The 25,654-nt window shown below is 32.3% G+C and carries 20 protein-coding genes and 4 tRNA genes; 11 read left to right on the top strand and 13 right to left on the bottom strand.

Annotated elements, in window-relative coordinates; translation table 11 throughout:
- Positions 1-59 precede the first annotated feature (59 nt).
- Positions 60-947, bottom strand: coding sequence for an NAD kinase (locus AABL81_RS09235; protein ID WP_158210136.1), 888 nt, complete (start codon positions 945-947; stop codon positions 60-62).
- 1 nt (position 948) lies between these two features.
- Positions 949-1,617: a CBS domain-containing protein gene (locus AABL81_RS09230; protein WP_158210137.1), complete on the bottom strand. Its 669-nt coding sequence runs from the start codon at positions 1,615-1,617 to the stop codon at positions 949-951.
- A 93-nt stretch (positions 1,618-1,710) separates the two neighbouring features.
- On the opposite strand from AABL81_RS09230, the gene AABL81_RS09225 reads away from it, so the two are divergent.
- From AABL81_RS09225 to clpX, 8 genes are all read left to right on the top strand, one after another.
- Positions 1,711-2,424 carry a pyridoxine 5'-phosphate synthase gene (locus AABL81_RS09225; RefSeq protein ID WP_158210138.1) on the top strand — a complete coding sequence of 238 codons (714 nt, stop codon included), beginning with the start codon at positions 1,711-1,713 and terminating at the stop codon, positions 2,422-2,424.
- Positions 2,424-3,200 (top strand): alpha/beta fold hydrolase, encoded by a 777-nt coding sequence (locus tag AABL81_RS09220; RefSeq protein ID WP_341340871.1) that lies wholly within the window; start codon positions 2,424-2,426, stop codon positions 3,198-3,200. Before AABL81_RS09225 ends, AABL81_RS09220 begins: the two co-directional genes overlap by 1 nt.
- Positions 3,201-3,925: 725 nt before the next feature.
- Positions 3,926-5,176, top strand: coding sequence for an OmpP1/FadL family transporter (locus AABL81_RS09215; RefSeq protein ID WP_158210140.1), 1,251 nt, complete (start codon positions 3,926-3,928; stop codon positions 5,174-5,176).
- 18 nt (positions 5,177-5,194) lie between these two features.
- Positions 5,195-6,799, top strand: a complete 1,605-nt coding sequence (locus AABL81_RS09210; RefSeq protein WP_158210141.1) for a hypothetical protein — start codon at positions 5,195-5,197, stop codon at positions 6,797-6,799.
- A gap of 28 nt (positions 6,800-6,827) precedes the next feature.
- On the top strand, positions 6,828-7,184 hold the full coding sequence (locus AABL81_RS09205; RefSeq protein WP_090405901.1) for a phage holin family protein: 357 nt from the start codon (positions 6,828-6,830) through the stop codon (positions 7,182-7,184).
- A 96-nt stretch (positions 7,185-7,280) separates the two neighbouring features.
- Positions 7,281-8,606 carry a trigger factor gene (tig, locus tag AABL81_RS09200; RefSeq protein WP_158210142.1) on the top strand — a complete coding sequence of 442 codons (1,326 nt, stop codon included), beginning with the start codon at positions 7,281-7,283 and terminating at the stop codon, positions 8,604-8,606.
- Between the two features lie 96 nt (positions 8,607-8,702).
- On the top strand, positions 8,703-9,362 hold the full coding sequence (clpP, locus tag AABL81_RS09195) for an ATP-dependent Clp endopeptidase proteolytic subunit ClpP (protein ID WP_090405413.1): 660 nt from the start codon (positions 8,703-8,705) through the stop codon (positions 9,360-9,362).
- A gap of 6 nt (positions 9,363-9,368) precedes the next feature.
- Entirely contained in the window at positions 9,369-10,610 is a 1,242-nt protein-coding gene (clpX, locus tag AABL81_RS09190) for an ATP-dependent Clp protease ATP-binding subunit ClpX (protein ID WP_090405408.1), read from the top strand.
- A 36-nt stretch (positions 10,611-10,646) separates the two neighbouring features.
- On the opposite strand, the gene AABL81_RS09185 is transcribed toward clpX, so the two are convergent.
- The 10 genes from AABL81_RS09185 to AABL81_RS09140 all read right to left on the bottom strand — a co-directional run bounded on the left by AABL81_RS09185 (position 10,647) and on the right by AABL81_RS09140 (position 18,716).
- Complete coding sequence (locus AABL81_RS09185) at positions 10,647-10,985, bottom strand: hypothetical protein (RefSeq protein WP_341340870.1); 339 nt, start codon at positions 10,983-10,985, stop codon at positions 10,647-10,649.
- 98 nt (positions 10,986-11,083) lie between these two features.
- Complete coding sequence (locus AABL81_RS09180; RefSeq protein WP_341340869.1) at positions 11,084-11,755, bottom strand: response regulator; 672 nt, start codon at positions 11,753-11,755, stop codon at positions 11,084-11,086.
- Positions 11,748-13,487 carry a tetratricopeptide repeat-containing sensor histidine kinase gene (locus tag AABL81_RS09175; protein ID WP_158210145.1) on the bottom strand — a complete coding sequence of 580 codons (1,740 nt, stop codon included), beginning with the start codon at positions 13,485-13,487 and terminating at the stop codon, positions 11,748-11,750. Before AABL81_RS09175 ends, AABL81_RS09180 begins: the two co-directional genes overlap by 8 nt.
- Positions 13,488-13,592: 105 nt before the next feature.
- Positions 13,593-13,678: transfer RNA gene (locus AABL81_RS09170), tRNA-Leu, on the bottom strand.
- A 465-nt stretch (positions 13,679-14,143) separates the two neighbouring features.
- Positions 14,144-14,229: transfer RNA gene (locus AABL81_RS09165), tRNA-Leu, on the bottom strand.
- A gap of 140 nt (positions 14,230-14,369) precedes the next feature.
- Positions 14,370-14,729, bottom strand: a complete 360-nt coding sequence (locus tag AABL81_RS09160; RefSeq protein ID WP_158210146.1) for a hypothetical protein — start codon at positions 14,727-14,729, stop codon at positions 14,370-14,372.
- Between the two features lie 111 nt (positions 14,730-14,840).
- Positions 14,841-14,926: transfer RNA gene (locus AABL81_RS09155), tRNA-Leu, on the bottom strand.
- 10 nt (positions 14,927-14,936) lie between these two features.
- Positions 14,937-15,009 (bottom strand) — tRNA-Gly (locus AABL81_RS09150).
- Positions 15,010-15,527: 518 nt separating this feature from the next.
- On the bottom strand, positions 15,528-18,128 hold the full coding sequence (gene mutS, locus AABL81_RS09145; RefSeq protein WP_341340868.1) for a DNA mismatch repair protein MutS: 2,601 nt from the start codon (positions 18,126-18,128) through the stop codon (positions 15,528-15,530).
- A gap of 72 nt (positions 18,129-18,200) precedes the next feature.
- Positions 18,201-18,716, bottom strand: coding sequence for an FUSC family protein (locus AABL81_RS09140; RefSeq protein ID WP_158210148.1), 516 nt, complete (start codon positions 18,714-18,716; stop codon positions 18,201-18,203).
- 594 nt (positions 18,717-19,310) lie between these two features.
- Here AABL81_RS09140 and AABL81_RS09135 point away from each other — a divergent pair.
- On the top strand, positions 19,311-19,841 hold the full coding sequence (locus AABL81_RS09135; protein ID WP_341340867.1) for an RNA methyltransferase: 531 nt from the start codon (positions 19,311-19,313) through the stop codon (positions 19,839-19,841).
- Here the strand turns inward: AABL81_RS09135 and folK are convergent.
- Positions 19,838-20,977: a 2-amino-4-hydroxy-6-hydroxymethyldihydropteridine diphosphokinase gene (gene folK, locus AABL81_RS09130; protein WP_158210150.1), complete on the bottom strand. Its 1,140-nt coding sequence runs from the start codon at positions 20,975-20,977 to the stop codon at positions 19,838-19,840. The two genes, AABL81_RS09135 and folK, sit on opposite strands and share 4 nt — an antisense overlap.
- Before the next feature lie 125 nt (positions 20,978-21,102).
- On the opposite strand from folK, the gene sppA reads away from it, so the two are divergent.
- Positions 21,103-22,869, top strand: coding sequence for a signal peptide peptidase SppA (gene sppA, locus AABL81_RS09125; RefSeq protein WP_341340866.1), 1,767 nt, complete (start codon positions 21,103-21,105; stop codon positions 22,867-22,869).
- Positions 22,870-22,959: 90 nt separating this feature from the next.
- A complete protein-coding gene (locus AABL81_RS09120; protein ID WP_341340865.1) occupies positions 22,960-25,617 on the top strand; it encodes an AsmA-like C-terminal region-containing protein in 2,658 nt (885 codons plus the stop codon).
- Positions 25,618-25,654 lie beyond the last annotated feature (37 nt).

Here is a 25,654-nt window from a genome sequence, read left to right as displayed (position 1 = left end):
TGCTTTCTGATTTTTAAAACGCTAAAACTAAATAAAAAGTATAGTTCGAAGCATTATAATTAATTTCTTTTGTCTTCTCCCCAAAGAAGTTTGTTTCTCAATGTTTTAATAAAACTTTGATTAGGGAATTCTACAAGGTCAATAGTAAACGGTGCTTTTGATATTGTAATTTCCGTATCATTATCTACTGCTTCTGTTGTAGTGTCTAAAGAAACTAAGAATTGTTTTTCCCTTGAACTCACGCGTAATTTAATTGTCAAATTATCTCTAATTACTAAAGGCCTAACATTTAGATTATGTGGCGCTAAAGGAGTAAGTACAAAACACCCTGTTTCTGGTTCGATAATTGGACCACCACAGCTAAGTGAATATCCTGTAGATCCAGAAGGAGTTGAAATTATAAGTCCGTCTGCCCAATAAGTAGCTAAAAACTCATCGTCTAAATAAGTTTCAACTGTAATCATCGAAGTTGTGTTTTTTCTTGATACAGTAACTTCGTTTAAAGCAAATTGTAAATCAAATTTATTATTTTCTTCAGGTGTACATTGTAAGCTTAAAAGAGAACGTTTAGACTTTTTAAATTCATTTTTATACAACAAAGGAATTTGTTCTTCTAAATTATCGTGCTGTACATTGGCTAAGAAGCCAAGACGCCCTGCGTTAATTCCCACAACAGGAATATTTGTGTTTTTAATGAAATTAGCTGCTCTCAGTAATGTTCCATCTCCACCAATCCCTATAAAAAAATTCACATCACTTGTTAGGTTATTTGAATTTCCAAACGTTTCATATTCTTTGTCAAGAATATTTTGTTCCTTCAATAGACGGTAAAATCCTTCTTCAAAGATAATTTCAGTATTATCATAATTTTGAAATAGGTTTAGTAACCTGCGTACAATATTTTGTACAATAGGTTTACACGTCTGTCCATAAATCGCAAACTTCATATTATATGTTTAGATATTTATTTAAGTAATCAGATCTTTCTTTTAAATCATTATAATGAGAATCATCTAAAAGATTTGTCTGTATTTCATAGTTGTAACGGCGTAAATCATCCAATATTACTTGGGTGTTAACGCCATTTGTTTTTATTAGAATATGGAACATATCATTACTCGCTTCAAGTAATAGAATTCCTAAAATCTTAGCATTATTGCTTTCAACAATTTGAGTGATTTCAGTAAAGCTATAATGTTGTAGGTGTTTTGCTACAACAAAAGATGTGCCTTTTTCTTCAAAAAACAAGGTTTTACTCCATTCATTTAAAAGCGTTTCCTTTGAAAAAACGCCAAGTAAAAAACCATTTTCGTCAATTAGAGGAATAACATTTGTATCATTTTTATGAAACAAATCAAAGAAATCAAAAGGGTTGAGGTCATTGTGATTTACTAAGCAAAATTTTTCTATGTCGTACATAATGTCTTCTACAGATTGATCAGGAGAAGCATTCTGTAAATCTTCTAATAAAATATTACCAAGCCAATTGTTGTTTTGGTCAACAATAGGAAAATGGGAAAACGAACAATCTTCTAATTGAGGAAGTATTTCCTCGATTAAAGTGTTCAATTTGCAGATAGGTAAATCTGTGGTAAGTAAATTTTCTGACGCCAACATAATACACTCTCTAATTTAGTAGTGCAAAATAATCAAAAATAAAACAATAGACGTTAATTATAGTTTGTATTTTTGTGTTTAAAATTTAAAAATATGACTAAGCTATCTGTTAATATCAACAAAATTGCTACTCTACGTAATTCAAGAGGAGGAGACGTTCCAAATTTATTACAAGTAGCAAAAGACGTTCAGAAATTTGGTGCTCAAGGTGTGACTGTTCATCCAAGACCGGATGAGAGACATATTCGTTACCAAGATGCAAGAGATTTAGTGGACGTTGTTTATACGGAATATAATATTGAAGGTAACCCAATGGATGATTTCTTGAAGTTAGTTTACGAGTGTAAGCCAACTCAAGTTACTCTTGTTCCTGATGCAGTTGATGCATTAACTTCAAATGCTGGATGGGATACAATTAAACATAAAGAATTTTTAAAAGAAGTAATTGATGAGTGCCGATTAAAAGGTATTCGTACATCAATCTTTGTAGATCCAGTTTTAGATATGATCGAAGGTGCTAAAATAGTAGGTGCAGATCGTATTGAGCTTTACACAGAGGAGTTTGCTTACCAGTATGGTAAAGGAAATGAAAAGGCAATCGAACCTTATGTGAAAGCTGCAGAATTAGCAACTGAGTTAGGATTAGGTATTAATGCTGGACACGATTTGAGTCTTGATAATATCGCTTTCTTTAAAAATAATATTCCAAACCTTTTAGAAGTGTCTATTGGACATGCTTTAATTGCAGAGTCTATCTACTTAGGAATTGAGAATGTAGTAAATATGTATATCAGAAAATTATCGTAATGGCAGAGATTCTTTATTCAAAAATTGAAGGAGAAGGTGGGATTCCATTTCTTGTAATTCACGGTTATTTTGGAATGTCTGACAACTGGAAGACATTTGGAAAACAAATGGCTGACCAAGGATATGAAGTTCATTTGTTAGACTTGAGAAATCACGGGCGCAGTTTTCATTCAATGGATTGGTCTTATGATTTAATGGTGGAAGATGTAATACGTTATATGGATCATCATAATTTAGCTAATGCAATTGCTTTAGGGCACTCGATGGGAGGGAAAGTAGTAATGAAATTAGCGGATAGATACCCTGATCGTATTACTAAACTGATTGTTGCTGATATTGCACCAAGACAATATCCTCCACATCACCAAATTATTATTGATGCTTTAAGTAAGGTAGATTTTACGTTGAAGCCATCTCGTGGAGATGTAGATGATTTATTGCGCAATGAAATTAAAGAAGATGGTACACGCTTGTTTTTAGCAAAGAGCTTGTATTGGAAAGAACCAGGGCAATTGGCATTTCGTTTTAATTTAGATGCGTTTAGAGCTAATGAAGAGGTAGTAGGTGAGGCGTTAGAAGAAGATGCTTATTTTTCGAATCCAACATTGTTTATAAGAGGAGGGAATTCTAATTATATTCAAGAAGCAGATGAAGAAATGATCTTAAAGCATTTTCCAAATTCTGAAGTGCAAACCATTCCAAATGTAGGACATTGGTTACACGCAGAAAATCCACAAATGTTTTACGAAATAGTAAAAGATTTTTTAGAGAGATAAGTAATCTTTTTTAGAGATTATTAAATGAGATATAAAAGGTAAGTAGAGTAATCTGCTTACCTTTTTTTATTGGTATCTATTTTAAAATGTAGATAGGGCGGTTGTGTTTTTTACAGGCCTTATTAAATACCATTGCAAATACTTTTTAGATATTCTTGGAGTGCTTGTAAATACGGGGGCTGTAAGGGGTTTGGTTATACCTTGTTCGAGACAAGTTCGAGATAAGTACCACATTCATTCGAAAATCGACCTTTTTACCGAATGAATGTGGTATATGTGTGGTACTTCTTTCGAATATGGTACGGACAAGTATGGGAGATAACGTGTTTTATTGTCATCGAGAAAAATAGAACAAGTAATTTTAATAATCGAAGATGCTCTTTTTTGACAGTTTTGTGTAATTCGAGGAATAATGACTTATTTAAGTAGAATCCCCGTTGTTTAGTGTTTTTTGTAGGTTGTAAAACTTTAACAGAGAGGAAAGTATATATAAAATGAATATTTTTTAATATAAAGTAGCTGTGGGGAGTATTTTATTTATTGGTTAAAATATATTTTTTGTTCAAATTTAGTTAATCTTATTTTAGTATTCTTTGTATTTGTGTGGTTTTACTAATTAAAAATTAAAAGAAGGAAATTTAATTGTTAAAATAAGACTTAAAAATTTGTAAAACTCTATTTACTATATATATTTGGAATAAACGAATTTTAAATAACAGTCAATTATGATAAGAAAATTATTATCATTGTCTCTTGTTACTTTAGTGTCTTATTCTGCATTTGCTGGAGGGTATAGAGTAGCAATGCAAGGCAATAAGCAACTTGCGATGGGACATACCGGGGTTGCAGTAGTAGGTGGAGCAGAAACAATGTTTTTTAACCCCGCGGCATCTGTTTATTTGGAAGATAAATTTAACTTTTCTGCAGGAGCAAGCGTTTTAGTAGCTGATACAAAATTTCAAAACAAAACTTATGGTTGGGAAAATAAGACAAGAAATACGGGTACACCTTTTTATGCGTATGGGTCTTATAAGGCTACAGATTGGTTAACTGTTGGTTTAGCTGTGTATTCACCTTATGGAAGTGCAGTTGATTGGGATCAAGATTGGCAAGGTTCTCACTTGGTAAATAATATTGATTTAAAGGCTATTTATTTTCAACCAACGATTGCTGTAAAAGTTAGTAAACACTTCAGTTTTGGAGGGGGACCTATTTTTGTAAATGGTGGGGTAACTTTTAATAGAAACGTATCTCGTAGTATGACTGATGAGCAAGGAAACAGAACGGATGTTACTGTTGAGGCAAAAGGTGTAACTGCTTGGGGATGGACTGCAGGATATATGGTTAATGTTGATGATCACTTGAGATTTGGTCTTAACTACCGTTCTAAAGTTATTATGAAGGCAAATGATGGAAAAGCAAACTTCCACGATGTTCCTGCTTTTGGACAGTCGTTGTTTAAAGATGGAAAAATCAAAGCACAAATGCCTTTACCTGCTGAGTTAACTGTAGGAGCTTCTTATGAATGGAATAAATGGCTTTTTGCTTTTGACTATAACAGAACTTTCTGGAAATTATACGACTCTTTAGTGATTGATTTTGTTGATAATCCTGCTGTTGGAAAATCAGTGAATGCACGTAATTATAAAGATTCTAATACTTATAGATTTGGTGTTCAGTATACTGCAAACGAACAATTGTCTTTGAGAGCTGGTTGGTACTTTGACCAAAGTCCAGTTCAACAAGGGTATTTTGCACCTGAAACACCACGTAATGACTCAAGAGCATACACAGGTGGTCTAACGTATAAATTCAAAAATGGAATTGGTGTAGATTTAGTGTTCTCTTATATTCATTTCAGTGATACAAATAGTTCATACGATTACTATATGGAAGACGGACAAAATGTTTCTTTTGGAGGAACATATAAGAGTGCTGTTACAAGTGGAGGTATTGGTCTAAGCTATAGTTTTTAATTTTAAAGAAGAACGAACATGAAAAAAAGATATTTATTATTATTACCAGCAGTGGCTTTATTAGCTTCTTGTGAGCCTTCTTTTGAAGATAAAATTGATGGTGGGACTTATTCTGCTGGTGATGCAGATTTTAGCTCTTATGTTGCAATAGGTAACTCATTGACAGCTGGATATATGGATGGAACTGTTTTCCGTTCAGGACAAGAGAATTCATTTCCTAATATTTTAGCAAATCAGTTTAAAACAGTTGGAGGAGGAGAGTTTACTCAACCTTCTTTTGCAGATGATGTTAATAATGTAGGAGGTTTTTTATTTGGAGGTGTTGAGAATCCAAACTTTAAAACAAGAATGGTGATTAATATGTCTACAGGAGGACCTGAGAATATTAAGGGTACCAGCACTATTGAAGCTACAGCACAACAGAAAAAAGCATACCATAATGCGGGAGTTCCTGGAGCTAAAACATATCATTTATTAGCTAAAGGATACGGTAGTATTGCAGGATTAGCAGTTGGAAAGGCGAACCCGTATTTCGTAAGAACAGCGACAAGCGATGATGCTACTGTTTTAGGAGATGCGATGTCGTTAAAACCTACTTTCTTTACAAACTGGATTGGAGCAAATGACGTATTGTCTTATGCAACTTCAGGAGGAGAAGGAGTTGATCAAAATGAAATGGGAGGATTAGATCCTTCTCAATATGGACCAAATGATATTACACACGCTGGAGTGTTTAAAAACGTTTACGAAACAATTACAAATACATTAGTTTCAGGTGGTGCAAAAGGAGTTGTAGCAACAATACCAGATGTAACAGCTATTCCGTTTTTTACGACTGTGCCATATAGCCCATTGACACCAGAATTAATAGGTGTTGAAAAAATAGACCAATTGAATATGTTAGTTGGTATGTTGAAACAAATATTAGCTAAAGGAGGACAAGGAGATCGTTTGCAATTGTTTTCTAAAGAGCACGCTAATCCACTGTTAGTTGAAGATAGAACACTGACAGATATGTCTGCTTTATTAGAAGGAGGTATTAAAGCTGTAGTTGCCGCAGGACAATTTCCTTTTCCAATAAGTGATCCACAAATTAAATTGGTGGCACAAGCTTTTGGAAAGGCAAGACACGCTACAGATAAAGATTTATTATTATTGACAAGTAAACCTCAAATTGGAGCTTCATTACCACAATCAACAGGAAGTCCTGTTATGGATGATATGCTTAAAGTTGGAGTAACTTTTCCTTTAAGTGATGCATTTGTATTGAATCCTGTGGAACAGAAGAAAGTAAAAGAAGCAACAGTACAGTTTAATAATATCATTAGAGCAGTAGCGGCTACAAAAGGACTTGCTGTAGCAGATATGAATGATGTTTTAAACAAAGCAGTAGCTGGTCTTCGTGTAGAAGATGGTCAGATTTATACAGCTGATTATTTTAAAGGAATGGGGAATTTAAATACAGTAATGTTCTCTTTAGATGGTGTACACCTGAACGCAAGAGGATATGCATTTATTTCGGCTGAAATTTTAAGAGTAATCAACAAACATTATCACGCAACAATTCCATTAGTTAACCCTGCAGTATATCCAGGACCTACTTTGGTTGCTACAAATAAATAATTTTCCTTATTTTTATAAAAAAAATATTATGGGACTAATTGTTAGATTACTAATTACGACTGCTATTGTTATGTTTTTGTGCTGGTTATTACCAGGAGTAGCAGTTACAGGTTGGACAACAGCGCTATGGGTAGCCGTTGCAATGGGATTGTTAAATATGTTTTTAAGACCAGTTTTGGTTTTCTTAACTTTGCCAGCAACAGTAATAACAATGGGATTATTTTTATTAGTTATCAATGCGGTGATTATTCAATTGAGTGCTTATTTTGTGAAAGAATTTACTGTTGATAATTTTTGGTATGCACTTTTATTTAGTGTAGTATTGACTTTCTGTCAATCAATAGTAAATGGCTTCCTTCAAAAAGGCGAGCCGCAAAGAAGATAAAAAATTAATAGTTGAAATACAATTACTTAAAAACTTGGTTGGGTTGTAAAAATAATTTATTTTTGCAACCCAATTTTATATGTAAATACATCAAAAATGAATATTACAAGAAATAATGTAGATGCTCTTAATGCAATCGTAACTATTGAGCTTGCAAAAGAAGATTATCAAGGTAATGTAGATAATGTTTTATCTAACTACAAAAAGAACGCAAGCGTTCCAGGATTTAGAAAAGGTGCAGTACCAATGAGTTTAATTCTTAAACAATACGGTAAAGCAGTATTGTTCGAAGAAGTAAACAAAATTTTGCAAGAGAAATTAGGAAACTATCTTGTAGATGAAAAATTAGATATTTTAGGAAATCCATTACCAGTGGACAATGAAGATTTTGACTGGGATGCTGATGTATTAAAATTTGATTTTGAATTAGGATTGGCTCCTGAGTTCACTGTTGACTTAGAAGGTGCAAAAGATGTTACTAAATTCAAAGTTGTTGCTGATGACGCAATGTTAGACGAGCAAGTTGAGTTTATCCAAAAACAATACGGGAAATTAGTTTCTAAAGAAGCTGTAGAAGAAACTTCAGAATTAGTTGGTACATTCACTAATGAAGAAGCTGGAATCAACAAAGAAACTAAAGTTGCTGTTGAAGCATTCAGAACTAAAACAAACCAAAAGAAATTTTTAAATAAAAAAGTTGGTGAGCAAGTTACTGTAAGTACTAAAGGATTATTTGAAGATGATCACAAACTTATGGAGCACTTAGGTGTTGACCACGATGCTGTTCACGGTTTAGAAATTGACGTAGTATTTACTATTCAAGAAATCAACGAAACTGAGAAAGCTGAATTAAACCAAGAATTATTCGACAAATTGTTCGGAGAAGGTGTTGTAACATCTGTTGAGCAATTAAAAGAAAAAATCAAAGAAGACGCTGAGAAACAATTCGCAGGTCAAGCTGATCAAAAATTTGTAAACGATGTTTTCGAATCTTTGTTAGCTAACACTAAATTTGATTTACCAGCTGAATTTTTAACAAGATGGTTAGAAACTGCAGGTGAAACAAGAATGACTGCTGAAGAAGCTGCTGCTGAGTACGCTAAGTCTGAGCAAGGTTTACGTTTCCAATTAGTTGAAGGAAAAGTAATGTCTCAAAATGAGTTACAATTAAACTTTGATGAAGTAAAAGCATTTACTGTTAAGTTAATCAAAGATCAAATGGCTCAATTCGGACAAGCTGAACCAGATGATAAAATGGTTGAAGATATCGTTGCAAGAGTTATGTCTAACCAAGAAGAGGTTAAACGTATTTCTGAGCAATTGATGAACGACAAAATGTTAGCTTTATTCAACGAAAAAGTTAAAGCTGAGGTTAAAGAAGTTTCTTACAAAGATTTCGTTAAGGAAATGTACGGAGAATAATATCCGGAAAAAAATAAGTATATTTGAGCGTCTTTCTGTTAAGGAAAGACGCTTATTTTTTTTATATTTAGAAATCAAAAAAAATTGAATTATCATATGGATATAGGTAAAGAGTTTCAAAAGTATGCTACTAAGCATCACGGTATAAATAGTATGTACTACGATAAAATTGTAAGTAGTATGACTCCATATATCATCGAAGAGAGACAAATGAACGTAGCTTCTATGGATGTTTTTTCTCGTTTGATGATGGATAGAATTATCTTTTTAGGAACAGGGATTGATGATTATGTTGCTAATATTATTCAAGCACAGTTGTTATTCTTAGCAAGTGTTGATAACGAAAAAGATATTAGTATTTATGTAAACTCTCCTGGAGGAGGTGTTTACGCTGGTTTAGGTATTTATGATACAATGCAGTTTATTAAACCTGATGTAGCTACTATTTGTACTGGTATGGCTGCTTCTATGGGAGCTGTATTGTTATGTGCTGGTGCGGAAGGGAAAAGATCTGCATTACCACACTCAAGAGTTATGATTCACCAACCACTTGGAGGTGCACAAGGTCAAGCTTCAGATATCGAAATTACAGCAAGAGAGATTATGAAGTTGAAAGACGAATTATACCAAATTATTTCTAAGCATTCTGGTCAATCAATGGAAAAAGTACACCATGATAGCGACCGTGACTATTGGATGATAGCACAAGAAGCTAAAGAGTACGGAATGATTGATGAGGTATTAATAAGAGAATAATTATTTATGGCAAAGGATGAAAAGAGATGTTCGTTTTGTGGTCGTCCAAAAGCAGAAACGAATATTCTTATTGCTGGTATTGATGCTCATATTTGTGATCGTTGTGTAGAGCAAGCTTATGATATCATTTTAGAAGAGAATGATGCGAAAGAGCTTGAGGCTATTTCAAGTGATCTATTGTTGAAAAAGCCTATGGAAATTAGAGCTTTCTTAGACGAATATGTGATTGGTCAAGACCAAACTAAAAAAGTTATGGCTGTTGCTGTATATAATCACTACAAACGTTTATTGCAGGAATTAAATAACGAAGATCAAGACATCGAAATTGAGAAAAGTAACATCTTAATGGTTGGTCAAACAGGTACAGGTAAAACATTGGTGGCAAAAACTATTGCTCGTATGTTGAATGTACCATTGGCAATTGTTGATGCAACTGTTCTTACTGAAGCAGGGTATGTAGGAGAAGACGTTGAAGGTATTTTGACAAAACTTTTACAAGCTGCAGATTACGATGTTGAGAAAGCTGAACGTGGTATTATTTTTATTGATGAGATTGATAAAATTGCACGTAAAAGCGACAATCCTTCTATTACACGTGATGTGTCTGGTGAAGGGGTACAACAAGCTTTATTGAAATTATTGGAAGGAAGTGTTGTTAATGTTCCGCCTAAAGGAGGAAGAAAGCACCCAGACCAAAAATTCATTGAGGTAAATACAAAGAATATCTTATTCGTGGCTGGTGGTGCATTTGACGGTATTGAGAGAATTATTTCAAAACGTTTAAATTTCCAAGCCGTAGGGTATAGTTCTGCTAAAGAAGTGGATCAAGTAGATCGTACTAATTTAATGCAGTACATTATTCCAAAAGATATTAAGGACTATGGTTTAATTCCTGAGATTATTGGACGTTTACCTGTGTTAACTCATATGGATCCATTGGATCGTAAAACGCTTAGAGCAATTTTGACAGAACCTAAAAATGCTTTGATTAAACAGTATGAGAAGTTATTCGAGATGGATGGTATTAAATTTACTATTACAGAAGATGCTTTAGATTATATTGTAGATAAAGCTTTAGAATATAAATTAGGAGCTCGTGGATTGAGATCTCTTTGTGAAGCGATCTTAACGGATGCAATGTATGAGTTGCCAAGTAAAGATGAGGTGAAAGAACTGAATGTTGATAAAGAATATACAGAACACGCCTTGAACAAGAATTTATTGCAACGCCTTGAGGCTGCATCTTAATACAAAAAAAGCAGAAGATATATCTTCTGCTTTTTTTTATGGAGTTAATTTACTTTTTAGCTCCTTGTATTTTTTGAATTGCTTATTAGGCAATTGGTGAGCATTTGACAACTCATTAATCTTGTTTTCTATTTTAGCAATAGATAGCATTAAATCAGAGTATTCTTTTAAGGCTTTTTTATCACCATAGAGAGCTTTTTGGAATAAAACAGGGTATTTGTTTACGTATTCGTTATAAGTCTCTAAACAGGTATTTAAATCGGCTTCAGATATATCAAGATTTTCTATTTTTTCGTATTCTGTATCGTTATGATGCCTACCACAACTAATACTAATCCCTAATAACACAATTAGAGAGGTAATTATTCTTAACATATTAAAACCTTGTAACTTTTCCGGTTACAAAGATAATTATTGTCATTAAGTGTCCTTTACGGAAAACCTTATTAGTTGATATTTTATGTCATTTTGTTTCAAATAATCCCCATATCTTTTGCAATGCTAACTAAGTGAGTTGCATTTTTTGCGTTTAAAGAAATTCTTAATTTGCTAATGCGTTTCTCTATACTACTTGTGCTGGAAATGCATAGCTCATCTTCTTTTAGTTTATTACCTATTTCACTTTGCGAATATCCTTCTGAAAGTAATTTTAGAATTGCTAAATCTTCATCTTGTAAAATAAGAGAGGTAGGGTTGTTTTTGACTTCAAGTATTTCTGCAGATAAATAAGGTGCATCTGCATCATTCTGAATATAATTAATAGCTTCTACTAATTCTTTGATGCTATTTCTACCCTTACTGATAAAAGCATTTACTTGTAAATGTTCTAATAAGTCGTTTATTTCAATGTATCTATTTTCAATTGAGTAAACGATTATTTTTATTTGAGGGAAGTATTGTTTTACTTGTCTAATTAAGTCAATTCCTCCTTGTAGCTTAGTTTCTCTATGATCTTGTTCAAATGATAAGTCAGAGATGATTAAGTCGAAAGGAGAATTGTTGTGTTCCGCACTCTGTATTTTTAACCAAGCGTCATCACAGTATTTAGTACTGTAGATTTCTGCATTTGTCTGTTCTGATAAAGCAGTTACAATTCCAACATTTATACTGTCGTAGTCTTCGACTACAAGAATTTTTTTAATCATAACTTTTGGGTAATTGTATGAAATATTTTACACCTAATTTATTCTCATTATCAAATGTAATTGTTCCGTTTATATTTTTGATGCGGTTTTCCATATTCGATAAACCATTTTTAGAAATGATTTCTTTTTGAATGATGCCAATTCCGTTGTCAGAGTAAAAGAGGGTTATTTTGTTTTTTAGATCTTCAAATTTAAAAACAACTAAAGTTGCCATGCTGTGTTTCTTCATATTGACAAGTAGTTCTTGAATAACTCTATACAAGGTTATTTTTTGAGTTTTGTCTAATTGGTCAAAATCAAACTTATCTAAACCTGTAATTATAATTCTACAAGCGGCCGTATTGTATTCATTAAAGAGGTTTGTTAGATGCTCTTTAAACTTTGTGCCAGTACTAATAGAACTATGCTGTAAGGAGATATTACGAGCTTTCTTATAGATTAGTTCCAGATCGTTGATTAAGTGATTTTTTGTTTTTTCAGTATCAAGTTTAAAGTTTTGAGAAAGTGTAAGTACGTTAAATACATCATTGGCAAGTTCGTCGTGTACTTTTTTAGCAATTGTAGTTTCAGTGATGTATACCTGTTCTAACTTTTCTTTTTTGTGTCTTCTTTTTAATTGTTTATAAATTAGGCCAAATATAGAAGCGCTAATTATGATGAAAAGGAAGATAAGTAGGATGACATTGTATTGCTTTGTAACTGTTATTTCAGTTTGTTGTAAGTTGTATCTTAGTTTAGCATTTTCACGAGAATGTTTATCAAAATCATATCTAACCTTTGCATATTGATTTTTTGCTTGTTGGTTTTCAGTTGTTATTTGTTTTGATAGATTTATATAATCAATATTTGTGTACTTGTTATTTGGATTATAGTCTTCGTTTTTGATAAGGTACTCAAGAGCGATTAATTTCTGGTTTTTGTTTTCAAAATCGCGTGCAATGTCAAATGCTTTTTGAGCATATTGTTTACCTATAGTTTTATCGTGAGCTTGGTAGTATTCACTTAAGTTGACGTAACTCCAAAATAAGTCATCTGGAAGACTTGTAGGTAGTCTTAATTCCAGAGCTTGTTTTAGTTCATCAAGTCCTTCATTGTTATTTAATAAGAACTTCGCTCTTCCTAAATTGTTTAACACACGTGCTTTTTCTCCAGAACGACCTTCAAAAGCTTTACTATCTAAGATAGCTTGTAGAGAAAGAATTGCTTTCTCATATTGCTGTAATTTAATGTAGTTTAGTGCATTGTTGTTTTCAATCATCTTTATTTCGTAATCAGACGAAGCTAAATCAAGAGAGAGGTTGTTATAAGCGATGGAAGCTTCATAGTCTTCTAAATCAGAGTAGCAAATAGATAATATTGAATAAACGTAAAAGCGATATGTATTAGGACCTTCACTAATATATCTTAATTCGTTGGTTACAATTTCTTGTGCACTATTAGGATCACCAATTATTAGGTATATTGAGGCTATTTTTAAATTGTTGTAAGTGATGTTAGGAGAGTCCTTTTGTTTTTTGAATCTTAGATTAGAATCAAGGTAATTGTGAAAAGCGCTTTTTAGTTGATTTAGGTTGTATAACGAATCTGCTTTAATCTGTAAGTCTTTGGCAATTATATCTTCTTCAATATGGGGAGGATTGCTGTTTTCTTTGGTACAAGAAGTGAGTACAACGAAACTAATGCTTATCAGTAATAATGTTATAAAATGAAGATTAGATAGGTACTTTTTCATTTTTCGAATTTACGTTAGTTTTACTAATTGTAAAACTTATCTTGGTTCTAAGAAACTTAATAATAGTGCAAAAAAAAAGTTCTAAACAATTGTTTAGAACTTTTGTACTCGGAGCGGGACTTGAACCCGCACGAACATTACTGCTCACTGGATTTTAAGTCCAGCGTGTCTACCACTTCCACCACCCGAGCTTCATTTGGTTTGCAACACTAATTACTTCCGTATTGCGAGTGCAAATATAGTGTAAAATATGTATTCTACAATAGGTAGATGTAATAAAGTTTGAATTTTTTATAGAGTTTTAGTTCTTGTGTCTGGTGTTGAGTATTTTATGTTTTTTAAAAAAATGTTTTTTTATATTTTAATTATCTATAGTGCCTCTTTGAATTTAGATAATAGGTCAAATATTATTGTAATAGTAGGGAAGTAGTAAAAAAGTGATATGATGAATATCAATGTTCAAGTTGTTTTTTTAGTTTAATAAGTATACGATTACTGTAAAATTTTTGATAAAGAGGATACTGGATTTTATAGTAATACGATTTTAGAGATTATTTTCCCTTTCGATATTTCAGTCTTATTAAATGTTGTTTTAAAAGTTGGATGGAAAGTAAAGTGCAAAAAAAAAGTTCTAAACAATTGTTTAGAACTTTTTGTACTCGGAGCGGGACTTGAACCCGCACGAACATTACTGCTCACTGGATTTTAAGTCCAGCGTGTCTACCACTTCCACCACCCGAGCTTCATTTGGTTTACAATACTGATTGCTTCTGTATTGCGAGTGCAAATATAGCGTAAATAAATACTATATAACAAGTAAAAAAGAGACTTTTTTTGAATAAATTTCTTAAGTATTGGAAGTAAGTTGATTACAGGGGGTGATTATTTATCATTATCAAATAAATCTCCAAAGATATCTATTGTGAAATCTAATATTTCTGCTAAATCAAAGTTAGTATTGATTTCTTCCATTGCTTTTTCAAATCTTAATTCTGTTGTGAACTTTCGACTTGTAGCATAGATGTTATCTTCAATTGCTAATTTGAAAAACAATTTACCACTTGGAGTTCTAAACTTTAAAAAAGAAATTAACTCAGTATTATTTTTTAAAAAATTAATTGTACTACGAATAGCTTCCTTACTTGGATACTCCATACTTGTCATAAGAGTTTTACCTCTTCTGTGTTCAAAAGTATATTTGAACTTACCATTTTCTTTAAGGCTAATAACAAACGCGCTCATATCAAATTAAAAACAAAGGGTTTGAAACAAAAATTAATAAGGGGGAAAAATAGGGAAATATATTGCTTTAGTGCAAAAAAAAAGTTCTAAACAATTGTTTAGAACTTTTTGTACTCGGAGCGGGACTTGAACCCGCACGAACATTACTGCTCACTGGATTTTAAGTCCAGCGTGTCTACCACTTCCACCACCCGAGCGTGATATTTGAGCGAAAAACGGGGTTCGAACCCGCGACCTCAACCTTGGCAAGGTTGCGCTCTACCAACTGAGCTATTTTCGCATTATGTTTTTAAGAACTTCGCTTTACTTCTGTATTGCGAGTGCAAATATAGTAGGTTTTTTAATATCTGCAAATCCTTTTTTGAAAAAAGTAAAAGATATTTTTTAAACGATTGATTTACAATGTGGTTTTTTTGAAAAAAAAAAGTAAATGTTTTTTGAGGATGATTGATGTAAACTGATTATTGCTGTATAAAGTAGATTCTTAATAAAATAAGATAGAGGTTATTTCTTGCAGAGAAGTTGTGTTCTTGTTTTAGTTAGGAAGTTTAGTAGAAGAGAGTAGCGCTTAATGGCTTTAATCGTGGTTGTATAAAAGAGTCTTTAGTTAAGTCTACATTTTATCACGTACCATCAGTTACTGTATACAGACAATAAAAGATTAAAGATACTTTAAAGACAAAAGCTATTGTCTGAAAAAGGAAGATGAACGACCTGAGGTTTGAATATTTAGGTAGGGAATGAGTGAAAATACACAAAAACAAAATAGGGTGTCCTTGTTGGACACCCTAATTGACTTTATTTGTTAAGCATTTTTTTCAATTCATTGATTTTCATCATTGCCTCAATAGGCGTAATTGAATTGACGTCAATGTCTAATATTTCTTGTTTTAGTTCCTCTAATAACGGATCATCTAAATTGAAGAAGCTCAATTGTATGTCGTCAACTACTGGTTTTACTTTATGATCTTCTTTTACGTGTCCTTTCTCCAACTGTTTAAGCATCTTTTCAGCTCTTTTTAGTACCGTAGTAGGCATACCTGCCATTTTAGCCACGTGAATACCAAAACTGTGTGCACTACCTCCTGGAACAAGTTTTCTTAAGAACAGTACATTGTCTTTTAATTCTTTTACAGAAACGTTGTAATTCTTGATTCCTTCAAAATGCTCTTGCATATCATTTAGTTCGTGGTAATGCGTAGCGAATAGTGTTTTTGCTTTAGAAGGGTTTTGGTGAATATATTCAGCAATGGCCCAGGCAATTGATATTCCGTCATACGTACTTGTACCACGACCAATTTCATCTAACAATACCAAACTTCTATTAGTTAGGTTGTTTAAGATAGACGCAGTTTCATTCATTTCAACCATAAAAGTTGATTCTCCCATCGAAATATTATCAGAAGCACCAACTCTTGTAAATATTTTATCAACCGTACCCATTGTGACCTTAGTAGCGGGAACAAAACTTCCCATTTGAGCTAATAGTACAATTAAAGCTGTTTGTCTCAAAATAGCAGACTTACCCGACATATTAGGTCCGGTAATCATTATAATTTGTTGATTTGTATTGTTTAAATAAACGTCATTGGCAATAAAAGGAGTATCATAAGCCAACTGTTTTTCAATTACAGGATGACGACCTTCTTTTATGTCAAGTTCAAAACTATCGTTTATTTCAGGTCGCACATAATTGTTGTCTATAGCTAATTGAGCAAAAGACCCCAAACAATCAAGCTGCGCAATTAATGTAGCATTAAGTTGCACTGGTTTGATGTATTGTGCACACCAAGAAGTAAACTGTTCGTATAGTTCTGTTTCTAATTTATAGATTTTCTCTTCAGCTCCAAGTATCTTACTTTCGTATTCTTTCAATTCTTCAGTGATATAGCGTTCCGCATTCACTAAAGTTTGTTTTCTAATCCAGTCAGTAGGAACTTTATCTTTATGTGTGTTTCTAACTTCAATGTAATAACCAAAAACATTGTTGAAAGCTATTTTTAAAGAAGGAATCCCCGTTTTTTCACTTTCGCGTCTCTCCATTGCCTCTAAGAATTCCTTTCCAGAGGTTGAGATTTTACGTAAGTCATCTAATTCAGTATTTACACCAAAAGCTATGGCATTACCTTTTGCTATTGCTACAGGTGCATTTTCGTGAATAGTAGTTGCAATTTTCTCTCTTAATAGTTCACAACTATGTAATTTGTTTCCTATTGTTTTTAGCGAATTATTATTGCTTTTTGATGCACCTTCTTTAATTGGAATAATAGCATCAAGAGATTCTTTTAAATAAATAAGTTCACGTGGAGATATTTTTCCAGTTGCTATTTTAGAAATTAGTCTTTCTAAGTCTGATATTTTCTTTATCTGTGTTTGGAATAAGAATAAAAGCTCAGAATCTTCTTTTAATTTTTCTACAACATTGTGTCTATCTACAATCTTATTTGCGTCTTTTAATGGAAGAGCTAACCATCTTTTTAATAGACGAGCTCCCATTGGAGATAATGTTTTATCTATAACATCTAAAAGAGTAATAGCATTAGGGTTAGAACTATTGTATAATTCTAAGTTTCTTATAGTAAAACGATCCATCCATACATAAGCATCTTCTGCAATACGTTGGATATTAGAGATATGTTGTATTTTGGTATGCTGTGTTTCAGATAAATAATAAAGAATAGCCCCACAAGCAATAGTTCCTTCTTCTAAGTCTTCTACACCAAAACCTTTTAAAGAATTTGTTTTAAAATGAGTTGTTAAAGATTCAAAAGCAAAGTCTTTTTTGAAAACCCAATCGTCAAGGAAAAACAAATTATATTGGTTTCCGTAAGTCTGAATAAAGTGAGTTTTACTGTTTTTTTGTACTAAAACTTCACTTGGTGAGAAGTTTTGTAAAAGCTTGTCAATATAATCTTGATCTCCTTCAGTGGTTAAAAATTCACCAGTAGAAACATCCAAAAAGGCTATTCCTATTGACTTTTTAGCAAAATGTATAGCACAAAGGAAGTTGTTAGATTTAGAATGAAGTACTTCATCATTTAATGCAACTCCAGGTGTAACAAGTTCTGTCACCCCTCGTTTTACGATTGTTTTGGTTGTTTTTGGATCTTCAAGTTGGTCACAAATAGCAACTCTTAGTCCTGCTTTAACAAGTTTAGGTAAATAAACATTGATAGAATGATGAGGGAAACCAGCTAATTCTGTTTCACTTGGAGACCCAGCACCTCTTTTAGTAAGGGTAATTCCCAATATATTTGCAGCTCTAACAGCATCTTCACCAAATGTTTCATAAAAGTCTCCAACACGAAATAATAGACAAGCATCTGGGTATTTTGCTTTGATATCATTGTATTGTTTCATTAAAGGAGTTTCCTTTGTCGCCTTTGCTTTAGCAGCCATAGTTCATTGTTTTTATCAATTTACAAATATAAGTAACTATTTATAAGAACTAAATAGTATAAGGCGTAAGTTCTATGAAAGAGGTATTCCATAGTGTCTTTTTAGACTTCTTATTATAGTAGATGTTACTACAGTAATAGACAGTCCAATAAGGCAGCCAACTGTTACTGAAAGACATCTCAGAAGAGGAGTTGCTTCTACATCACCTGTATGCGGTTGTACAAGAATAATAATTAAAGCGACTAATGCAACACGTGCCATGTTAAGTATATTAAACAAGTAGCAAGTCATAATTGTTAGGAAAACACCTAACATACAAAGATAAAGATTCGTCTCAGGATGTATTTCTAAGCAAATAAGTCCAACTACAGATCCAACTAAGTTTGATTTAAATCGCTCAACAGAAAGTTTTTTAGAGTGCTTGCCTTCGGGGGAAATAACAAGCATAATTGAAATCAGTAACCAGATTACTTCATAGCTTTGAACTTTTAGAAATAACAGGTAACCGATGTAAAAACCTATAAAACAGCGGGTAGTGTAAATAATAAGAGGGGAAGTAATAATCTTTTGTATCAGGCTTTTAAACATGTATAAATTAATTTTAGAACCTGCAAAATTACTAATGAATTATCTAAATAGCAATAAAATGTTATTTATTAAGATAATGATGGTTGTCTTGTTACATTTTTGTTAAGGAAAAATAAAGTACAGATAAAAATGATAAACTAATCGCCAGTAAAGGTAGTTTGTGTGTAAATATCCTTTGATTTTGTAATAGAGAACAAAGGATGATAGGAAATATAATTAAGAAAGTTAGTGATAATAACCAAATTATTTCTACAGTCATTATAACCCAAGTGCTACTATAAGGAGTTGTATTTAGAAACTCTTTAAAGTAAACTATAAAAATCAGATTATTTATTATAGTTAATAAAGCTAACCTATTTATATAAAAGCGGAACATAGTTAGTGGTGGTTTGTGTTATTGCTAATATAATCAATTTTTTAATATAAAATTATCTTTATTTAATAATATTTATAAGTTTAAAGTGATAAAATGTGAATATTTTTGTTTTAAAATGCAATTATTGCGACTTCTGTGATTGAGGTATTTTTAGTCTATTTTCTTAAGAGGAGCATTCTAATTGATAGAATACTTATTTTTGCATAAAAATTATCATTATGCGTAAATTAGCCAATAGTGAATTGGATAGAAAAAATGTAGAGGAGTTTAAAGCTTCTGAAAAAACGCCAATTATTATAGTACTTGATGATGTAAGAAGTTTACACAATATTGGTTCTGTTTTTAGAACTTGTGACGCTTTTTTAATTGAAAAAGTTTACTTGTGTGGAATTACTGCAACACCTCCAAACAAAGAGATTCATAAAACAGCTTTAGGAGCTACTGAAACGGTAGAATGGGAATATGTAAAAGACGTTGTTACTTTAGTGAAACAATTGAATGAAGAGGGAGTTTCTGTACAATCTGTTGAGCAAGTAGAAAAAAGTGTTATGCTTAATAACTTCGAAGTTGAAATAGGACAAAAATATGCGCTTGTTTTCGGAAATGAAGTTAAAGGTGTAAATCAAGAAGTTGTTGATTTGAGTAAAGGAGTAATTGAAATACCTCAATTAGGAACCAAACACTCACTTAATATTTCTGTGAGTGCAGGGATCGTAATTTGGGATTTATTTCAACAAATGAATCGTTAAGCTCTAAGCTTTTGTTGAATCATTTCTAAGATTGCAATATAATCTTCCTGATTGGCTACGAAGTCCATATCAGATATATCTATAATCAGAACCTTGTCTGTTGGCAAGGTTTTGATATAACTAAAATAACCTTGGTTTACTTTGTCTAAGTACGTACCAGGTATTTCACTTTCATATGAACGTCCTCTTTTGTGGATGTTTTCTAATAATCTTTCTGTGTTTTGATATAAGTAAACGTATAAGTCAGGCTTCGGCGTGTCTTTATACATAATATCAAATACTTGTTGATACAAGTTAAACTCGTCTTCCTCTAAAGTGATTTGAGCAAAAATAAGTGACTTGAATATATAGTAATCAGCAATGATAAACTCTTTAAACAAATCAAATTGTGACAAATCATCAGATAACTGTGAATAGCGATCTGCTAAGAATGACATCTCTAAAGGGAATGCATAACGAGATGCATCCTTATAAAACTTTGGTAAGAACGGATTGTCTGCAAAACCTTCTAAAATACGCTTAGCATTAAAGTCTGTAGAAATACGGTTAGTTAAAGTAGTTTTTCCTGCACCAATATTACCTTCAATAGCTACAAAGTTTACATTTGTAAAACCATATTTTTGAATAGGAGAAGCTAAGCGCTTAACTACCTGTCCAGAAGTTTTGTCTTTACAATTAGCAAGTAATGCTTTAAAACCGAGTTTTAAAGTAGGGTGTTCCCAATCTAAATTTAGATCAGCAGCAGGTTGTAATACAAATTGTCTATCTTGCATCAATGGGTGAGGCACCGTTAGTTTCTCTGTATTATAAACTTCTTGATTGAAAGAAATAATGTCAATATCAATAATTCTTGCGCTATAACCTTCCTGATTTTGTGGACGTATTCTACCAAGTATTTGTTCCGTTTCTAATACTTTTTGGATAACAGTTTCTGCATTTAAGGTACTATGTATGTAAATCGCACAATTGTAAAATGGATCACTTTCAAATCCCCATGCAGGAAATTCGTAAATTGGAGAAACTTTAATGACTGTTCCAATGTGCTTGTGAATCAATTCGATAGCTTTTTCAATATTTGAAATTCTATCTCCTTGATTCGTGCCAATGGATAATACTATTTGATTTTGCGTAAACATAAGGCAAAGTAAATAAAAGAAATTTGAATAAACGCTACTTTTGTAGAAGTTAATAACTGCAAATTTAGTGTTATAAACTGTAACTATTTTTAGTTTTAGATACTAATAGAGAAAATTGTTTTTATATGAGATTTTTAAGAAATGTTTTAGCCACTATTGTCGGGCTATTTTTGTTTATGATGATTCTGTTTTTTGGAATCTTATTTTTAGGAGTTGCTTTTGGTGGTAAATCTGATAGTGTTGTTGTAAAAGATAATACAGTAATCAACTTAGATCTTTCTAAAGTAAAATATGATTACGCAGGTAAATTCAACTTTAAGGACTTCGGACATAAAGAAACTGGAAAAGATGGAGTGTCTGATGTTTTAAACGCAATTGAATATGCTAAAGGGGATGATAGAATTAAAGGTATTTCTATCTTAAATAATTCTTCTGTATTAGGGGTTGAACAAAAAAGAGAGATTCGCGAGAAGTTAGCAGATTTTAAAACAAGTGGAAAGTTTGTTGTTGCTTATGCTAATGTATATGAACAAGGGGAATATTACTTAAATTCTGTAGCAGACACAGTTTATGTAAACCCAGTGGGGGCTGTCGATTTTAGAGGGCTTTCAACTGAGATATTATATTTAAAGGGACTTCAAGAGAAAACAGGAGTTCATATGGAGGTTATCAGACATGGTAAATATAAAAGTGCAGTAGAACCTTATTTAGAAGATAAAATGAGTGAGGCTAATAGAGAGCAAATAACAGTGTTTTTAAACTCTATTTGGGAAACTATTGTTGGTGATATTGCTAAGAGTAGAAAGTTGTCTACTGAACAATTAAATCAAGTTGCTGAAAACTTAGAGGCACGTACTCCTGAGAAAGCGTTAAAAGCAGGATTGGTTGATAAAATTGCTTATGAAGACGAATACCACGCTGCTATTAAAAAAGCAGTAGGGGTAAAAGGAGAGAAAGATTACAATAAGATTGATGTATTAGAGTATGCTAAAGATGTTATCAATAAATTATCTTCAGTAAGTGCTTCAGATCAAATTGCTGTTATTTATGCACAAGGACAGATTTTAAGTGGTGAAGGGAACCTTAGCTATATTGGTGAAGGATCTATTAACAGAGCTTTGCAAAAAGCGCGTAAGAACGATAAGATTAAAGCAATTGTATTACGTGTAAATAGTCCTGGTGGAAGTGCTTTAACTTCTGAGTTAATTTGGAGAGAAATCGAATTAACTAAGAAAGTAAAACCGGTCATTGTTTCTATGGGGGATGTTGCCGCTTCTGGAGGGTATTATATCTCGTGTAATGCGGATCGTATTTTTGCTGATCCAAGCACAATAACTGGTTCGATTGGAGTTTTTGGTATGTTGCCAAACTTTAAAACATTGGCATCTAAATATGGTGTAAATGCAGAGCAAGTGAAAACACATAAAAACTCAGCTAATTATAGTCCTTTTAGAGATGTTGATGATTCGTTTAAAATGGTAGTTACAGAAAGTATAGAAGATATTTATACAACATTTGTAAACAGAGTAGCAGCAGGAAGAGGATTGACTTTTGACCAAGTAGATGCTTTAGCGCAAGGACGTGTTTGGACAGGAAAAGATGCTTTGGCAAATGGATTAGTAGATGAATTAGGAGGATTAGATGCAGCTATCAAGTTTGCATCTAATAAAGTAGAAATAGATAGCTACAAAATTGTAAACTATCCAGAGTATGAAATGAAGTTCGAAGATTTAATCAGAAGTTATTTAGGGGCTTCAATCTTGAAAACACAAGATGATTTAATCAAAGAAAAAATAGGGGAAGAAAACTTTGAAATGATTGAGCGTTTGAATTATTTTAATTCATTAAAAGGAGCTCAAACAATTATGCCTTTTGAATTAAATATTAAATAAATCCTAAAAAGATTGAATAATATAGGAGAGTCAGCCATAAATTATGTGTGCTGACTCTTTTTTTGTTATTTTGTATAAAAAGTAATTGATATGAACAAAAAGGTTTTAAAATGGGTAGGTGGTGTCCTACTTGTGTTGATTATCTTATTGGTTTCTGCACCTTTCTTGTTTAAAGGAAAAGTTCAGGATTTAGTAAAAAAGACAATCAACGATAATTTGAATGCAACGGTTAACTTTGAAAAGGTTGATCTTAGTCTGTTGCGTAATTTTCCAAAAGCTACTGTTTCTATTCAAGATTTAGTGGTTGTGAATCAAGAGCCTTTTGCAGGAGATACGTTAGTTTTTGCAAAGGATATTGTTTTAAATATGTCTGTAATGGAACTATTCAAAGGGGCTGATGAACCAATGAATATTGAATCTATTAAAGTTGCTAATGCTGATGTAAACGTAATTGTAAACGAACAAGGTATTGCTAACTATGATATCGCTATTAAAAAGGAGGATGAAGATAGTGATGATTCTGAAAGTACTCCGTTCTCATTGGCTTTAAACTACTATGAAGTTGAGAATGTAAACGTACATTATACAGATTTAGGTTCTAAAATGGTGTTTTCTGTAAGTGAATTGTACCACAGAGGAACAGGGAATTTAACGGCAAATGTACTTGATTTAGATACAGAATCGAAAGGGAAAGTAGCCTTTACAATGGATGATACTAAGTTTTTAAACGATGTAAACTTATCGTTGAAAGCTATGATCGGTATGGATATGGATAATATGAAGTTTACGTTTAAGGAAAACGAAGCTTTAATTAACCAACTGCCTCTTAAATTTGATGGGTATCTTCAAATGTTAGAAGAAGGTCAAGAATATGACTTAACATTTGCTACACCAGATTCAGACTTTAAAAACTTCTTAGGTTTAATTCCTGAAGCTTATGCTGGAAATTTAAAAGGTGTAAGTACAACAGGTGATTTTAAAGTAGATGGTAAGGTAAAAGGTAAGTTGACAGAGAAAACAATTCCAACCTTAGCGATTCACATGTCTTCTAATAATTCATCATTCAAATACCCTGATTTGCCTAAATCAGTTCAAAACATTTTATTGGATGTTAATGTGATGAATGAAACAGGAATTATTAAAGATACCTATGTTGATATAAATAAATTGTCATTCCGAATTGACAAGGATGCTTTTAATGCAAAAGCGCATATTAAAAATCTTACGGAGAACGCAATTGTAGATGCTAAATTAGATGGGGTTATTAACTTGGCTAATGTATCTCAAGCTTATCCAGTAAAATTAGATAGTCCATTAACTGGGGTATTAAAAGCGAATGTTGCTACAAATTTTGATATGAACTCTGTTGAAAAAGAACAATATCAAAATATAAGAAATGCTGGTACTTTATCACTAACAGGGTTTAACTTCGAAACAGAAGCAATGGCAAAACCATTGCAAATTCAAGAGGCTGCATTGACGTTTAATACGAGTAATGTTACGTTAAATAAATTGAGTTTAAAGACAGGGACTACTGATTTAGCAGCCAATGGTCGTTTAGATAATTTATATGGTTTCTTGTTTAAAAAACAAACGTTGAAAGGAAACTTCAACTTGAATTCAAACAATTTTGTTTTAGCAGATTTGTTGAAAGAAGATACAGCTGCGTCAACAGAAAAGAAAGAAACTAAAACAGCAACTACTTCAAGCGAACCGTTAAAGATTCCGTCTTTCTTAGATTGTACAATTAACGCTAATGCTAACACAGTAGTTTATGATAACCTAACATTGAAGAATGTAAAGGGTACACTGACGATTAAAGACGAAACTGCTCGTTTACAGAATATGTCAACAGATATTTTTGGTGGAGCAATTACCTTTGCAGGAGATGTATCTACTAAAGAAGCTATTCCTACGTTTGATATGAACTTAGGCTTAAAGATGTTGGATATTACACAGTCGTTTACAGGTTTAGAGTTCTTGAAAAAAATAGCTCCTATTGCAGGAATTATAACAGGTAAGATGAATGCAGGAGTGAAGATGAATGGTAAGTTATCTGCTACAGATTTATCACCTATCGTTACTTCATTAACGGGGGATTTACAAGGTGATTTGATAGAAGCTATTGTCAATCCAAAAAGTTCTAAGTTATTGACGACATTAGATTCTGCAGTTCATTTTGTAGATTTAAAACAACTTGATTTGAACAATAAGAAAATGCATATTGTTTTTAACAATGGTAAGGTTCAGTTCAAACCATTTGACTTAAAACTGAAAGATATGTCTGTTCAGGTATCTGGAGAACACGGTTTTGATCAATCGATGAATTATACATTAGATTTCAAAGTACCTGCTAAGATGCTGGGTAATGACATTGCTAATACTTTGACAAAGTTAGGACCAAAAGATAGTGCTAAGTTTGACGCTATTCCTGTGAAAGTTGGATTAACAGGAAACTTCTCAAACCCTAAAGTGGGTACTAATATGGGGGAAGTAGTTACCAATTTAACTAACCAGATTGTAGAGGAACAAAAGAATAAATTAGTAGATAAAGGAAAAGGAGCTCTTATGGACCTTTTAGGAGGTAAAAAAGAACCTAAAGAAGGTGAAGCTACTGCAGAGGGAGAAACTCCTGCTGTTGATACTAAAAAGAAAGAAACAGAAGAGGTAGTTAATAAAATTGGAGAAGGTTTGAAAGGATTATTCAATAAAAAGAAAAAGACGGAAGAGCCAGCAAAAACGGAGTAATACTTTTTACTGTAATGCATAAAAAAAGCGCCATAAA

It is taken from the genome of Myroides sp. C1519, assembly GCF_038039755.1.
Lineage (GTDB): Bacteria > Bacteroidota > Bacteroidia > Flavobacteriales > Flavobacteriaceae > Flavobacterium > Flavobacterium phaeum_A.
The sequence above is the reverse complement of the archived record's forward strand: the minus strand, read 5'-3'. Positions and strand labels throughout refer to the sequence as shown.